The organism is Variovorax nitratireducens, assembly GCF_051216545.1.
Taxonomy (GTDB): domain Bacteria; phylum Pseudomonadota; class Gammaproteobacteria; order Burkholderiales; family Burkholderiaceae_C; genus Variovorax.
Genome location: NZ_JBPJZO010000002.1, coordinates 497,226 through 511,636 on the forward strand (window position 1 = coordinate 497,226; position 14,411 = coordinate 511,636).

At 67.5% G+C, this 14,411-nt stretch carries 16 protein-coding genes; 10 read left to right on the forward strand and 6 right to left on the reverse strand.

The window, feature by feature from the left end; genetic code table 11:
• Positions 1-77 precede the first annotated feature (77 nt).
• Together infA and ACSFA8_RS07715 are read right to left on the reverse strand one after the other, a co-directional pair.
• Positions 78-344, reverse strand: coding sequence for a translation initiation factor IF-1 (gene infA / locus ACSFA8_RS07710; RefSeq protein WP_286540275.1), 267 nt, complete (start codon positions 342-344; stop codon positions 78-80).
• A gap of 57 nt (positions 345-401) precedes the next feature.
• Entirely contained in the window at positions 402-647 is a 246-nt protein-coding gene (locus tag ACSFA8_RS07715) for a hypothetical protein (protein ID WP_286540273.1), read from the reverse strand.
• A 388-nt stretch (positions 648-1,035) separates the two neighbouring features.
• On the opposite strand from ACSFA8_RS07715, the gene ACSFA8_RS07720 reads away from it, so the two are divergent.
• Both ACSFA8_RS07720 and ACSFA8_RS07725 read left to right on the forward strand, forming a co-directional pair.
• Entirely contained in the window at positions 1,036-2,073 is a 1,038-nt protein-coding gene (locus ACSFA8_RS07720) for a S1C family serine protease (protein WP_435478905.1), read from the forward strand.
• 78 nt (positions 2,074-2,151) lie between these two features.
• The gene (locus ACSFA8_RS07725; protein WP_435478906.1) at positions 2,152-3,048 is read left to right on the forward strand and encodes a gamma-glutamyl-gamma-aminobutyrate hydrolase family protein; all 897 of its coding nucleotides are present in this window, start codon (positions 2,152-2,154) and stop codon (positions 3,046-3,048) included.
• 27 nt (positions 3,049-3,075) lie between these two features.
• Here ACSFA8_RS07725 and ACSFA8_RS07730 read toward each other — a convergent pair whose 3' ends face one another.
• Positions 3,076-6,027, reverse strand: coding sequence for a DNA topoisomerase III (locus tag ACSFA8_RS07730; protein ID WP_435478907.1), 2,952 nt, complete (start codon positions 6,025-6,027; stop codon positions 3,076-3,078).
• Positions 6,028-6,116: 89 nt separating this feature from the next.
• Between ACSFA8_RS07730 and ACSFA8_RS07735 the strand changes: the two genes are divergently transcribed.
• From ACSFA8_RS07735 to ACSFA8_RS07745, 3 genes are read left to right on the forward strand one after another with little or no spacing between them, the layout of a single operon-like run.
• Complete coding sequence (locus tag ACSFA8_RS07735; protein ID WP_435478908.1) at positions 6,117-6,695, forward strand: SET domain-containing protein; 579 nt, start codon at positions 6,117-6,119, stop codon at positions 6,693-6,695.
• Entirely contained in the window at positions 6,692-7,501 is an 810-nt protein-coding gene (locus tag ACSFA8_RS07740; protein WP_435478909.1) for a biotin--[acetyl-CoA-carboxylase] ligase, read from the forward strand. The genes ACSFA8_RS07735 and ACSFA8_RS07740 overlap by 4 nt, the downstream gene beginning before the upstream one ends.
• Positions 7,498-7,746, forward strand: a complete 249-nt coding sequence (locus ACSFA8_RS07745; RefSeq protein WP_435478910.1) for a sporulation protein — start codon at positions 7,498-7,500, stop codon at positions 7,744-7,746. Before ACSFA8_RS07740 ends, ACSFA8_RS07745 begins: the two co-directional genes overlap by 4 nt.
• Positions 7,747-7,770: 24 nt before the next feature.
• On the opposite strand, the gene ACSFA8_RS07750 is transcribed toward ACSFA8_RS07745, so the two are convergent.
• The 3 genes from ACSFA8_RS07750 to ACSFA8_RS07760 form a co-directional block, all read right to left on the reverse strand.
• Positions 7,771-9,204 (reverse strand): sensor histidine kinase, encoded by a 1,434-nt coding sequence (locus ACSFA8_RS07750; RefSeq protein ID WP_435479210.1) that lies wholly within the window; start codon positions 9,202-9,204, stop codon positions 7,771-7,773.
• 88 nt (positions 9,205-9,292) lie between these two features.
• A complete protein-coding gene (locus ACSFA8_RS07755; RefSeq protein ID WP_286540261.1) occupies positions 9,293-9,964 on the reverse strand; it encodes a response regulator in 672 nt (223 codons plus the stop codon).
• A gap of 29 nt (positions 9,965-9,993) precedes the next feature.
• The gene (locus ACSFA8_RS07760; RefSeq protein WP_435478911.1) at positions 9,994-10,476 is read right to left on the reverse strand and encodes a MarR family winged helix-turn-helix transcriptional regulator; all 483 of its coding nucleotides are present in this window, start codon (positions 10,474-10,476) and stop codon (positions 9,994-9,996) included.
• A 145-nt stretch (positions 10,477-10,621) separates the two neighbouring features.
• Here ACSFA8_RS07760 and recA point away from each other — a divergent pair, with 145 nt between their 5' ends.
• From recA to ACSFA8_RS07785, 5 genes are all read left to right on the forward strand, one after another.
• Positions 10,622-11,746: a recombinase RecA gene (gene recA / locus ACSFA8_RS07765; RefSeq protein WP_435478912.1), complete on the forward strand. Its 1,125-nt coding sequence runs from the start codon at positions 10,622-10,624 to the stop codon at positions 11,744-11,746.
• 72 nt (positions 11,747-11,818) lie between these two features.
• Positions 11,819-12,271 carry a recombination regulator RecX gene (gene recX, locus ACSFA8_RS07770; protein ID WP_435478913.1) on the forward strand — a complete coding sequence of 151 codons (453 nt, stop codon included), beginning with the start codon at positions 11,819-11,821 and terminating at the stop codon, positions 12,269-12,271.
• Positions 12,261-12,395 carry a hypothetical protein gene (locus ACSFA8_RS07775; RefSeq protein ID WP_435478914.1) on the forward strand — a complete coding sequence of 45 codons (135 nt, stop codon included), beginning with the start codon at positions 12,261-12,263 and terminating at the stop codon, positions 12,393-12,395. Before recX ends, ACSFA8_RS07775 begins: the two co-directional genes overlap by 11 nt.
• A gap of 154 nt (positions 12,396-12,549) precedes the next feature.
• Entirely contained in the window at positions 12,550-13,467 is a 918-nt protein-coding gene (locus tag ACSFA8_RS07780; protein WP_435478915.1) for a MurR/RpiR family transcriptional regulator, read from the forward strand.
• Positions 13,464-14,405 (forward strand): isoaspartyl peptidase/L-asparaginase family protein, encoded by a 942-nt coding sequence (locus ACSFA8_RS07785; RefSeq protein WP_435478916.1) that lies wholly within the window; start codon positions 13,464-13,466, stop codon positions 14,403-14,405. The genes ACSFA8_RS07780 and ACSFA8_RS07785 overlap by 4 nt, the downstream gene beginning before the upstream one ends.
• Positions 14,406-14,411: the final 6 nt, after the last annotated feature.

Below are 14,411 nucleotides of genomic sequence, written 5' to 3' on the forward strand. Positions count from 1 at the left end.
AAAGCCTCCAGCGCCCGTCGGGACGGGAGCGCGGAGGCCGGATCGGCAGGGGCCAGCAGCAGCGCTGGCCGCACGCCTCAGCGACGCGGTGCGGAGGGGTTCGAAGGCGGCATCGGACCGCGACCGTTCAGGTGGCGGAAAGTGATGCGACCCTTGGTCAGGTCGTAGGGCGACAGCTCCAGCGACACCTTGTCACCCGCCAGGATGCGGATGTGATGCTTGCGCATCTTGCCGCCGCTGTACGCGATGAGCTGGTGCCCGTTGTCGAGCGTGACGCGGTAGCGCGAATCGGGCAGCACCTCGGTGACTGCGCCGTTCATTTCGATCAGTTCTTCCTTGGCCATGAATGATTTACCTCTGCGTGATTATCGTGAATTGGGCTGAAAAAGGCTTGAGGGATGTCACGCAGCTACAACGCGCGGAGCGGTGCGTTCGCGCACCCAGCCCAGCCCCTGTTCGGTGGCATAGCCCAGCGCCTGCGCGTGGCTGGCAAAGCGCGGCGTGAAGCGCATCACGCGGTCGTGCGTGCCGCTGCCACGGCCGGAGCGAATGGAAACCGAGGCGGCGAAATCGCCGTTGTCGGTGTGTCGGATAAGGGGTGAAACAAGGTACTTGCCCACCGCGATGCTGTGTTGAATGATGTCCATGAATTGCTGTGCCCGGTGGCCGCGACCGGCGCGGCTCACCCTGAAAATGTTTGAAAACGGCGCGCGGGGCGGCTGACGGAGGTCGGCACGCACGGCGCGAAATTCGCTTTACAAGACAGAAGGCAGTGGTGGCAATCATGGGCGCCCGGTCTGGCGCTCCAACGCACTGTGAGAGCCGGCTAGGGGAATCAGGGGCCCGGGAACCGGGCCAGCCAGCGGTATGACGAGATGTGCTTCGTCGTGTCAGCGAACCCTCGATTATAGCTCTTCTGGCACGCGTGTTGCTGCAAGTGCTGCGTGAACTCGTTTCGGCCACTGGTCTTGCGGCTTGCAGCTTGGCGCGCCGCGGCGCACCATGCGTCTACCATCGCTTGCGAGGAGCAAGGCCATGTCGCGCGATTTCGTGTCTTGTCTTCGGCTTCTGTCACTCACCGTCGTCGCGGCCATCGCGACCGCCGCGCTGGCCGCGATGCCTGCCAGCAGGGCGCCGCCGATCGCCTCCCACGAGATGCTGCAGCGGGTCAACACCGCGCTGGTGAGCCTGCGCGTCGAGGCGATCCCGGGCGCGCATTCGGTCGAGAGCCTGGGCCAGTCGCGCTCCGGCTCCGGCGTGGTGATCGGCGACGACGGGCTGATCCTGACCATCGGCTACCTCGTGCTCGAGGCGCAGTCGATCGAGGTCGGCACGCATGACGGCCGCAGTGTGCCCGCGCGCGCCGTTGCGTACGACCTCGCAACCGGCTTCGGCCTGATCCGGCCGCTGGTGCCGCTGCGCGGCGTGCAATCCGTCGCCCTGGGCAGCCCGGCGACGCCGTCGACGGGCGACCGGATGCTTGTGGGCATAGGCGGCCGCGCGGGTGGCATCGGCATGACGCAACTCGTGAGCAAACGCGCGTTTTCGGGCTATTGGGAGTACCACCTCGACCAGGCCTTCTTCACCAGCCCGCCCGCGCCCAACCACAGCGGCGCCCCGCTGTTCAACCTGCAGGGCGAACTGCTCGGCATCGGCAGCCTGTTCACCACCGACGCGGCAGGCACGGGTCCGCGCAGCTTGCCGGGCAACATGTTCGTGCCGGTCGACCTGCTCAAGCCGGTGCTGGCCGAGCTGCAGGCCACCGGCAGCTCCCGCGCCAGCCGGCGCCCCTGGCTCGGCCTCTCGTCCGGCGCCCAGGATGGCCGCCTGCAGGTGCTGCGCGTGAGCCGCGAAAGTCCGGCCGAAGCAGCAGGCCTGCGACCCGGCGACGTGGTGCTGGAGATCGACGGCGCCAAGGTCGCGACGCCGGAGGCGCTCTACAAACAGCTCTGGACGCATGCCGAGCCCGACGACGAGATCGAACTCACGGTGCAGCAGGGCGAGGTGGTGCGCAAGATCCGGTTTCGCGCCATCGACCGCATGCAGACTCTGCGCAAGCCCGAGGGAATCTGACAGCTGGGGTGTCGTCCGACCCCATGGTGACGGTGGTGTCGGCACAATGAGGCCATCGCCCAGAACCGCTCGCCCACCATGTCCCAGAACGTTGCCGGCCGCCTCAAGATCGGCCTCTCTGCCTGTTTCCAGCACGCCGATCCGACGCGATCGCTGTTCACCAACAAGACCCTGCAGTACGTCGAGCAGTCGATCGCGCACTGGCTCATGTCGGCCGGCGCGATGGTCGTGATGGTGCCCTGCCCCACTGGCGAAACGGCGCGCGGCGACACCAAGCTCTCGCACTATGCCGAGTGGCTTGACGGCGTGGTGATGCACGGCGGCGCCGATGTCTGGCCCGGCAGCTATGGCGAGACGCCACTGAAGGACGCGTGGGTCGGCGACCGCGTCCGCGACCTCTATGACCTGGCGTTGGTCGAGGCTTTCGAGCAGGTCGGCAAGCCGATCTTCGGCGTCTGCCGCGGGCTGCAGCTGATCAACGTCGCCTTCGGCGGCACGTTGTACCAGGACATCGAAACGCAGCATGCCAACGCGCTCACGCACCGCGATCCGGTGAGTTACGACAGGAATTACCACGACCTGGTGCTGGTCGAGGGCACGCGGCTGTCGCAGATGTACCCGGGCGTGATGCACACGCGCGTCAACAGCATCCACCACCAGGGCATCAAGGATCTGGCGCCGGGCTTCGAGGTCGAGGCCTGGAGCTATCCGGATCGTGTGCCCGAGGCGATCCGCCGTGTCGGCCGCCACAACGGCCACGGCAGCCAGGGGTACATCGCGGCCACGCAGTGGCACCCGGAGTTCCACAAGTCGGGCAGCGAGATCACCACGGTGGACGACACGCCGATCCTCGACGACTTCCTGGCCGCCTGCGCCGCCGCGAAGCGCCAGCCGCAGCGCTGGCGCCACCGCATGCCCGGCCAGATCCGCGACCGTGCGGCCCGGCTGCTGCGGCAGGCGCTGCTGCGGCGCTGACCGCGGCAGTGCGTCGCAAGCAGGCGCTCACGCGCTCAGGTGCTTCCCGACGATGCCGGCCAGCTCGAACATCGTGACCTGGTCCTTGCCGAACACCGGCTTGAGCTTCGCGTCGGCATTGATCGCGCGCTTGTTGGTGGCGTCCTGCAGGCCGTTGGCCTTGATGTAGTCCCACAGCTTCTTGATGACCTCGGTGCGGGCCACCGGCTCGGCGCCGATCACCGCGGCCAGCGCCTCGCTCGGCTTCAGGCCGGCACCCGGCTTGCGCGGCGCCTTGGGCGCGGCGACTTTCTTCGCCGCCGCCTTTTTTGCGGCCGGCGCCTTTTTGGCTGCAGTGCCCGCCGCGGTTTTCTTGGCGGCGGCCGGCGCGGCCTTGCTGAAGGTCTTGCGCGGCGGGAACTTGCTCGTGCGTGGCTCGAACTCGAAGGTGACCTTGCCCTCTTCCTTGTTCCAGGCCAGGAAGGCCTTGAACGCGCGGCGCGTGCGCATCGAGACGAACTTGTCGAGCAGGTCGGTCTTGCCGGTGGCCAGCAGCTTTTCCATCTGCGCGCGTTCCACCGGCTGCTGCAGGATGATCTTGCCGGTCTTGAAGGTGCAGCTCGGCGTGGGCTGCTCGTTCGTCGGCACCGACTTCTCGCAGACGTAGTTGCTGCCGTGCTCGAACACCGGCGCTCCACAGATCGGGCACGGGCCCACCGTGTCCTGCTGGCTAAAGTCGACGATCTCGCCGGTGTCGGCGTTCTTGTCGTCGCCGAAGTCGAACTCGAGTTTCCAGTTCTTCGTTTCTTCTTCGTCGAACTTGAGCACGATCTCCGCCGTGAAGGGCCAGCCGGCCTTGGAGCGGAAGCCGTCGATCGGGCCGATGTGCTTGTCGCGCAGCAATGCCTCGGCCTCCACCACCTCGAAGGTGCGGCCGGCCGGCGACTTGCCGAACGAGAAGCCGCAGGGCTGCTGCCCCGTCTTGCCGGTGCAGGTGTAGCGGCGGTAGTTTTCCTTCACCACGCCGCCGCAGTTGGGGCAGGGCGTCGAGAGCGTGGCGTAGTCGCCGGGCACGGTGTCGCGGTCGTACTCCTTGGCCTTCTTGACGATGTGCTCGGTCATTGCGGCAATCTCCCGCATGAAGGTGTCGCGGCTGAGCTGCCCCTTCTCCATTTGCGCGAGCTTGTATTCCCAGTCGCCGGTGAGTTCGGCCTTGGAGAGTTCCTCCACGCCGAGGCCGCGCAGCAGCGTCATGAGCTGAAACGCCTTGGCCGTCGGAATCAGCTCGCGGCCTTCGCGCAGCATGTACTTCTCGGCGATCAGGCCTTCGATGGTGGCGGCGCGTGTGGCGGGCGTGCCGAGGCCCTTTTCCTGCATCGCTTCGCGCAGCTCGTCGTCGTCGATGGTCTTGCCGGCGCCTTCCATGGCGCCGAGCAGCGTGGCTTCCGAGTAGCGCGCGGGCGGGCGCGTCTTCAGGCCCTTGGTGTCGGCCGATTCGGTGTTGACGATTTCGCCCTGCTTCACCGGCACCAGGTTCTTGCCGTCCTTCTCGTCGTCGTCGGACACGGCTTCCTTGCCGTAGATCGCGAGCCAGCCCGGCTTGACCAGCACCTTGCCGTCGCTGCGGAACGGGTACTTCCTGCCGCCCTGCTCGACCGTGCTGATGCGCGTGGTGACCTGGTGCTCGGCGCTCGGAAAGAACACCGACAGAAAGCGCCGCACGACGAAGTCGTACAGCTTCTGCTCGGCGTCGCTCAGGCCGCTGGGCGCCTGCAGCGTGGGGATGATCGCGAAGTGATCCGACACCTTGGCGTTGTCGAAGATGCGCTTGTTCGGCTTGACGTAGTTGCCGTCGACGGCCTGCTTGGCAAAGGGCGCCAGGTGCTTCATGCCGCTGTTGGCCAGCATCTCCATCGTGTTCTTCACCACGGGCAGGTAGTCTTCGGGCAACGCGCGCGAGTCCGTCCGGGGATAGGTGAGTGCCTTGTGGCGCTCGTAGAGGCTCTGCGCCAGCGCCAGCGTGGTCTTGGCCGAGAAGCCGAAGCGGCCGTTGGCTTCACGCTGCAGGGAGGTCAGGTCGAACAGGGCCGGCGAAGCCTGGGAGGTGGGCTTCGACTCTTCGGTGACGGTGGCCGGCTTGCTGCGCGCGGCGTCGGCGATCTCGCGCGCGTCGCGCTCGTTCCACACCCGGTCCGCGCGCTGCTCGGCATCGGGTTCGCCGTTGGGCAGCGTGGGCGCGTTGCCCTTCTTCCAGTTCGCGTCGAACCACTTGCCCGGATACTTTCCGGCTTCGGCGGCAAAGCTCGCGTGGATTTCCCAGTAGTCGCGGCTCACGAACTTGCGGATCTGCTCCTCGCGCTCGACCACCACCGACAGTGTCGGCGTCTGCACCCGGCCCACGGTCGTGAGGAAGAAGCCGCCATCGCGCGAATTGAACGCGGTCATGGCGCGCGTGCCGTTGATGCCCACCAGCCAGTCGGCCTCGGAGCGCGAGCGCGCGGCGTCGGCCAGGCCCTGCATCTGCTTTTCGGTGCGCAGCGTTTCGAAGCCGTCGCGAATCGCCTGCGGCGTCATCGACTGCAGCCACAGGCGCCGCACCGGCTTGCCCAGCGGGGCCTTGCCGCCGGCATATTGCTCGATCAGGCGGAAGATCAACTCGCCCTCGCGGCCCGCGTCGCAGGCGTTGATGAGCTGCGTCACGTCCTTGCGCTTGGCCTGCTTGACCACGGCGTTCAGGCGCGTCCTGGTCTTGTCGACCGGTTTCAGGTCGAAGTGCGGCGGGATCACCGGCAGGTTGGCAAAGCTCCACTTGCCGCGCTTCACGTCGAATTCTTCGGGCGCCTGGATCTCGACCAGGTGCCCCACGGCGCTGGTCACGACGTAGCTTTCGTTCTCGAAATGCTCGTCGTGCTTGTCGAACTTGCCGGCCACCGGCGTGAGGGCACGGACGATGTCCTGTGCCACCGAGGGCTTCTCTGCAATCACCAAAGTCTTCGTCATCTTTTCTCTCTATCTACAATCTGCCGCTTCTCGCGTGCGTACGCGCGCACGCGCATACGTGTGCATATTCAAACTAACAGACTTCGGCGATGCCCTCCAAAACCCCTTCGAACACAGGTCGCCGCATCCAGACGCGCCGCTCCGGCATCCACGGCAACGGCGTCTTCGCAGTGCAGGACATCGCCAAGGGCGAAACGCTGATCGAATACAAGGGCGAGGTCATCAGCTGGAAAGAGGCCCTGCGCCGCCATCCGCACGACCCGGCCCAGCCAAACCACACCTTCTACTTCCACATCGATGACAAGCATGTGATCGACGGCAAGGTCAACGGCAACGCCGCCAAGTGGATCAACCATGCCTGCGAACCCAACTGCGAGGCCGACGAGCAGGACGGCCGTGTCTTCATCAAGGCGCTGCGCGACATCGCCGCCGGCGAAGAACTCAACTACGACTACGGCCTGATCATCGACGAGCCCTACACGCCCGAACTGCTGGCCGAGTTCCCTTGCTGGTGCGGCGCCGAGACCTGCCGCGGCACGCTGCTCTCCCCCAAGGACAACGACGAGCAGGCGAAGGCCGAAAAGAAGAAGAAAAAGGCGAAGAAAAAGAAGAAGGCCGAGAAAGAGGCGAAGAAGGCCAAAAAAACCAGGAAGGCCGGCAAGGAGTGACAAACCGCTGGCCTGTCGCCGAACTGCGTGCCGCACTCGACGCGCTGGTGCCGGGCTTCGCGGTCGAGGTGGTGGCCGAGATCGACTCGACCAACACCGAGCTCATGCGCCGCGCGCGTGCCGGGGGGGGCGTGCCGGTGCTGCTGGTGGCCGAGCGCCAGACCGCCGGGCGCGGCCGGCTCGGCCGGCCCTGGCAAAGCACCGCGGACGGCGGGGCTGCTGCGCCCGACGAATCACTGACCTTTTCGATCGGGCTGCCGCTCGCACCGCAGGACTGGTCGGGCCTGTCGCTCGCGGTCGGCGTCAGCGTGGCCGAAAGTCTGGATCCGGAGGGCAGCCAGTTGCGCCTGAAGTGGCCGAACGATCTCTGGACGGTGGAGGATCGCAAGCTCGGCGGCATCCTGATCGAAACCGCGCTGCCGCAGGCCGCCGCTGCGCAGCGCTACCTGGTGATCGGCATCGGGCTCAACATCGGGCCGCGCGAGGCCGCCGGGCTGGGCACGGCACCGGCCTGGCTGCGTGAGTATTGCCCCGGCGCACAGGCGCCGCAGGTGCTGGCCGACATCGTGCCGCCCCTGGTGCGCAGCGTGCTGGGGTTCGCCGAACACGGCTTCGCGGCCTTTGCAGAAGGTTTTGCAGCGCGCGATGCACTGCGCGGGCGCGACGTGCGCCTGAGCGACGGGACCGAAGGCCATTGCGAAGGCGTGGGGTCGGCCGGGGAACTGCGCGTGCAGACGGCGGCCGGCCTGCAGTCGGTCACCAGCGCCGAGGTCAGCGTGCGCCCGTCGGGCGGGGTGGCGTCATGAGCAAACCCCGCCTTCTGCTGGCGGCGCTCCTGCTGGCCAACCTGGTTTACTTCGCATGGACGCAGGGCGGCCTGGCCATGTTCGGCGCGGTGCCGGCCGCCTTCGCAGAGCACGAGCCGCAGCGCATGACGCAACAGATCCGACCCGGCGCACTGCAGATCCGCAACGAAGCGGCAGCGGCGCCCGCGCCCGTGTCCGCGGCGCCCGCCGAGCCGGTAGCGGAGCCTCCTGCGTCGACGCAGTGATCCGGCAGCCGCTGGCGCTTCGGTTCAAACGGTTTCGAAGCGCACGCTGAAGCGCACGCCGGGCGGTTGCCTGCCGGGCCGCGCGTCTTCGAGATGCACCGTGGCTTTGTGCTGCCGCGCGATCTCCAGCACGATCGGCAGCCCCAGGCCGGAGCCGTCGGCCTCGTTGCCGAGCACGCGGTAAAAGGGTTCGAACACCAGTTCGCGCTCGTGCTCCGGAATGCCGGGCCCCGAGTCCTCCACCTGCAGCAGCACCACGTGGCCGAACGGGTCGGCCAGCACGCGCGCCGTGATCACGCCCGGCCTTTCGTCTGACGAGGGCGTGTAGTTGATCGCGTTGTCGACCAGGTTGCGCACCATCTCCTTCAGCAGGGTGAGGTTGCCGTCGAACATCACGCCGAGCGCGCCCGGCTCGGCACCGTCGTAGCCGAGGTCGATGCGCTTTTCGATGGCACGGGGCACCGCTTCGCGGACGACGTCGATGGTCAGCCGCGCCAGGTCGCAGCGCTGCCAGGCGCGCGCGCCGGCCCCGCCTTCGGCCCGCGCCAGCGCCAGCAGCTGGTTCACGGTGTGGGTGGCGCGAACGCTGGCCCGGCCGATCTGCTGCAGCGACTGCTTCAGATCATCGGCGCTCGCGCCCTGGCGCTGGGCCAGATCGGCCTGCATGCGCAGCCCGGCCAGCGGCGTCTTGAGCTGGTGCGCGGCATCGGCCAGAAAGCGCCTCTGGATCGCGATTGAGACCTGCAGCTTGGTCAACAGCCCGTTGACGGACATGACCAGCGGCGCCACCTCGACTGGCACCGCGCTGTCGTCGAGCGGGCTCAGGTCGTCGGGCTTGCGCTCGCGAATGCGGTCTTCAAGCTCCGACAGGGGCTTGATGCCACGCACCAGCGCCAGCCAGATCAGCAGGATCGCGAGCGGAAGGATCGCAAACTGCGGCAGCAGCACGCCCTTGATGATCTCGGTGGCGAGCACCTTCTGTTTTTCGCGCGTTTCACCCACCTGCACCAATACCAGCCCCGACCCCGTCAGTGCGGGCTGCACCCAGGTGTAGGCCACGCGTACCGGCTCGTCGCGCATGCGTTCGGTGCGGATGAACACGCGCTCGTCCGTGGGCACCTCGTCGTCGGGCGGCAGCGGCAGGTCGGCGTCGCCGCCGAGCAGATCGCCTTCGGCCCCACGCACCTGGTAGTAGACGCGGTCGGTGTCGTCGCCCCGGAGGATGTCGCGCGAGGGCTGCGGCAGGTAGAAGCGCACGCGCTTGTCCTGCACCGTGACCAGCGCGGCCAGTGTCTGCACGTTGTGTTCGAGCGCGCGGTCGAACGGCCGGTTGGCAATGCCCTGCGCCACCAGCCACGTGACCCCGATGCTCACCGGCACCAGCAGCAGCAGCGGCGTGAGCATCCAGTCCAGGATCTCGCCGAACAGCGAGCGCTGTCCGTGCTGGAACAGGCGAATCACAGAGCCGTCCGCCGGGCCGCCCCAAGGATGGCCTGCGCTCCCTCGGGCGGCAGCGAATGCACGCAGTGATGCGCGTGGGGGCCCATCAGTTGATCTTTTCCAGACAGTAGCCGAGGCCGCGTACCGTGGCGATGCGGATCGGGCCCTTCTCTATCTTCTTGCGCAGGCGGTGGATGTAGACCTCGATCGCGTTGAGGCTCACTTCCTCGCCCCATTCGCAGAGCCGCTCGACCAGCTGATCCTTGCTGACGAGCCGGCCGGCGCGCTGCAGCAGCACTTCGAGCAGGCCAAGTTCGCGGGCCGAGAGCTCGACCATCTTGCCGTCGATGGTGGCAACGCGGCCGGCCTGGTCGTACGTGAGCGGGCCATGCTTGATCGCGTTGCTGGTGCTGCCCATGCCGCGCCGCGTGAGGGCGCGCACGCGCGCTTCGAGCTCCTGCAGGCTGAACGGCTTGGCCATGTAGTCGTCGGCGCCATGGTCGAGGCCCTTGACGCGTTCTTCCACGCTGTCGGCCGCGGTCAGCACCAGCACCGGCAGCGTGGAGCCGCGTGCACGCAGCCGCTTCAGGATCTCGAGGCCGTGCATCTTGGGCAGGCCGAGGTCGAGGATCAGCAGGTCGAATTCGCTGTTGGTCATCAGCGCCGCATCGGCCTGCGAGCCGGTCGCGACATGGTCGCAAGCCGCGCCCGACGTGCGCAGGCTGCGCAGCAGGGCATCGGCCAGCACCTGGTCATCTTCGGCAATCAGGATTCGCATGGGCCTTCTCCGGCTGTTCGGCGCGAATTTTAGGCCGCAGCGTAGGCTTCGAGGCCGATCGTCACCACGGTGGCGATCTCGTCGCCGACGCTGGCGCGAAACTCGTGTTCGGCCTGTGCCACGGCGCGCCGGAAGGCTTCGAGCCAGGCCAGTCCGTCGGCGGTGAACAGCACGCGGCGCGCGCGCGCATCGAGCGGGTCGGGCCCGCGCGTGACCAGGCCCCAGGCCTCGCACTGGTCGACCAGCGTGCCCATCGCCTGCTTGGTCATGCCGGCGCGCTCGGCCAGTTCGGTCAGGCGTGAGCCGTTGCGCGCGAGGTGGCGGGTGATGTGGATGTGCGCGGCGCTGACCTGTTGCCGCGCGGCAAGATTGGAGAGCGCCAGCGGCACATCGACGTCGTGCGCCATCAGGGCCAGCACGCGCTCGTCGAAGCGGCGCATCGCGTGGCCGAGCAGCCGGCCGAGGTGAACCTGGCGCCAGTCGTCGGCATGTGTAAGTGCATCGTCAACCACAGCTCGATAGTAAATCAAACTGACCAAAATTTGGGTTTACTTCAACCCATGCCTCGCTACACTACTGTTCAAGCATCCAGCCTGTGATTAAAAGCAGACTGGGTACAACAAGTACCAACCCGTTGATATTCAAGGAGATTTCCAGATGGACGCACTCGTCAAAGGCACCAGCATTTCGGTCGCAGGCAGCGAAAAAGCCAAGGCCTTGCAGGCCGCGCTGGCCCAGATCGAAAAGCAGTTTGGCAAGGGCACGATCATGCGGCTCGGTGAAGGCGAGGCGCTGGAAGACATCCAGGTGGTCTCCACCGGCTCGCTGGGCCTGGACATCGCGCTGGGCGTCGGCGGCCTGCCGCGCGGTCGCGTCATCGAAATCTACGGCCCGGAATCGTCGGGCAAGACCACCCTCACGCTGCAGGTCATCGCCGAAATGCAGCGCCAGGCCGGCACCTGCGCCTTTGTCGACGCCGAGCACGCACTCGACGTGCAGTACGCCCAGAAGCTCGGCGTGAACCTGTCCGACCTGCTGATCAGCCAGCCCGACACCGGCGAGCAGGCGCTCGAAATCGTCGATTCGCTGGTGCGCTCGGGCGCCGTCGACCTGATCGTGATCGACTCGGTTGCCGCACTCACGCCCAAGGCCGAAATCGAAGGCGAAATGGGCGACTCGCTGCCCGGCCTGCAGGCCCGCCTGATGAGCCAGGCGCTGCGCAAGCTGACCGCCACCATCAAGAAGACCAACTGCATGGTCATCTTCATCAACCAGATCCGCATGAAGATCGGCGTGATGTTCGGCTCGCCCGAAACCACCACTGGCGGCAACGCGCTCAAGTTCTACGCCTCGGTGCGCCTCGATATCCGCCGCATCGGCACCATCAAGAAGGGCGACGAGGCGATCGGCAACGAAACCAAGGTCAAGGTGGTGAAGAACAAGGTCAGCCCGCCGTTCAAGACCGCCGAGTTCGACATCCTGTTCGGCGAGGGCATCAGCCGCGAGGGCGAGATCATCGACATGGGTGTGGTCGCCAAGATCGTCGACAAGTCGGGCGCCTGGTATGCCTACAACGGCGAGAAGATCGGCCAGGGCCGCGACAACGCGCGCGAGTTCCTGCGCGAGAACCCCGAACTGTCGCGCGAGATCGAGAACAAGGTGCGCGAGTCGCTCGGCATCCCGCTGCTGGCCGCAGATGCGGGCGCCGAAACCGCCGAGGCCAAGCCCGCGAAGGCGGACAAGGCAGACAAGGCGGACAAGGCGGACAAGGCTGAAAAGTAAGCACCGGATCGGCCTCGGCCAGCGCCTGCGCAACGGGTCTGAGCCGATGGCCGTCCAGTACCGCTACCAAGAATGGCGTTCGCTGCCCCCTCCCTCAAAGGCCGTGCGCTGCGCCTGCTGAGCCAGCGCGAGCACTCGCGCGTCGAGCTGGAGCGCAAGCTGGCGCGCCACGAGGAAGAGCCCGGTTCGCTCGCCAGAGCGCTCGACGAACTGGTCGCCAAGGACTTCATCAGCGAGGCGCGCGTGGTTCAGTCGGTGCTGCACCAGCGCGCGCCGCGCATGGGTGCCGCGCGCGTGAAGCAGGAGCTGGCGCACAAGGGCATCGCGCCCGAAGCCATCGCCGAGGCCATTGCCGGCCTGCGCGACACCGAGCTGCTGCGTGCCCGCGAAGTCTGGCGCCGGCGCTTCGACGCGCCGCCCGGCGATGCCACCGAGCGTGCGCGGCAGGTGCGCTTTCTATTGGCGCGGGGATTTTCGGGCGCGGTGGTCGCGAAGGTCTTGAGAGGCAACTCCGATGACGACTGAAACCATTGCTTCGCGCTTGCTGCGCCAGCCCGGCATGGACGACGCGGCCTCTGCGCGCGACAGCGCCTGGATCGCGGCGGATCTCGAGGCCTTGCGGCAGTTGCTCGAAGCCGACGGGCGCTGAAGCTTTCAACGGGGCCTGCGCGCCGTGACCGGCCGACCGCCGCCCGGTGGTCTGGAATTTGCATCACGCAAAGAAATGACCAAAAATTTTCTTTGCATGGGTATATTTGTAATCAAATTTACTTTTTGCCCGTGAAACGCGCACCCACCGAGGCATGACCCCCGTTGTTTCCCCCGCCGCCGGCACCACCGTGGCGCAGCGCATTGCGCAGGCGCTGCCGCGGCTGACCCGATCGCATCGCCAGGTCGCCGACCACGTGCTGGCGCATCCGCTGCAGGTCGCGACCCTGCCGATCGACGAACTGGCGGCCACCGTCGGCGTGTCCGTCGCCACCGCCAACCGCTTCGCGCGGGCGCTCGGCTTCGAGGGCTATGCCACCTTTCGCGCGGAGTTGGTGCGCGGCTTCGAACCCTTGCTGGCGCCGGTGGAGCAATTGCGCGGGAACCTGGCCCGGCCTTCGACCGTGGCCGAGGTGTTCGCCACGGCGCTGGAAGAGAGCCACCGCAACATCGAGGCGACGCGGCGCGCGCTCGACCACGGCGCCTGCGAAGAAGCGGTGCAGTCCGTGCGGGATGCCAACACCATCTACATCGTCGGCTACGGTGCCAGCGCCTGGCTAGCCGGCCTGCTGCAGCACGGGCTGGACGCGTACTGCCCGGATGTGCGCCTCTTGCCCGGGGTCGGCGGCGTGACGCACGGTGCCCGCACGCTGTCGCGCGGCAAGCCCGGCGACCTGCTGGTGGCGATCGGCTTTCCGCGCTACCTGACCGATACCGTCACGCTCGCGGGCATCGCGCGCGCACAGGGCGTGCGCGTGCTCGCGCTGACCGACAAGCCCAGCTCACCGCTCGCCCCGCTCGCCGACGTGGCCCTCTACGCGCAGACCGGAACCCGCTACCGCCCCAACTGCGAAACCAGCGCGCTGGCCGTGATCGAGGCGCTGACCAGTGCCGTCGCACTGTGCACGCCGGGTGCTTTCCAGCTCGCCGGCAAGGTGGTCGAGTCGGTCATGCCCTGGCTCCACGGCGGCCAGGGTCTGCGCGAGACCTCACGAACTTCACAGGATCCATGACCTCCATACCCGTCATCGCCATCCACGGGGGCGCCGGCACGATCGCTGCGGCATCGGCCGATTCGACCGCCGCGCAGCCTTACCGCGATGCGCTGCATGCCATCGTGTCCGCCGCACAGGCGGCACTGCTGGGCGGCGCCAGTGCGCTCGACGCCGTCTGCCTCGCGGTCGAGATGCTTGAAGACTGCCCGCTGTTCAACGCCGGCCGCGGTGCGGTGTTCACGCACGATGAAACCCATGAGCTCGACGCCGCCGTGATGGACGGCGCCAGCCTGCGTGCGGGCGCGGTGGCCGGCACGACCCGCGTTCGCCGGCCGGTGCGCGCGGCGCGCGCGGTGATGGAGGAGGGTGCGCACGTGCTGCTGGCCGGTGCGGGCGCCGACGCCTTCGCCCGCGAGCGCGGGCTGGAGATGGTCGACCCCTCGTACTTCTCGACCGAGGCACGCCGCAAGCAGCTGCACCAGGCGCTCGCGGCCAACCGCGTGGCGCTCGACCACGACGGCGCGCCGCTGGTCGAGGGCAGCAAGTTCGGCACGGTGGGCGCGGTCGCGCTCGACCTGCATGGCCACCTGGCCGCCGCCACCTCGACCGGCGGCATGACCAACAAGCGCGTCGGCCGCGTCGGCGATTCGCCGCTGATCGGCGCCGGCACCTATGCCGATGACCGCAGCGCCGCCGTGTCCTGCACCGGCAGCGGCGAGATGTTCATGCGCACCGTTGCGGCCTACGATATCTGCGCGCGCATGCACTATGCCGGCCAGTCGCTGCAGCAGGCCACTGACGCGGTCGTCATGCACACGCTGCCGGCCATCGGCGGCCGCGGCGGGCTGATCGCAGTCGACCGGCTCGGCAATGTCTGCCTGCCGTTCAATACCGAGGGCATGTACCGCGCCCATGCCCGCGGCGCCGAACTGCCGCAAACTGCCATCCACCGCTGAAAAAAC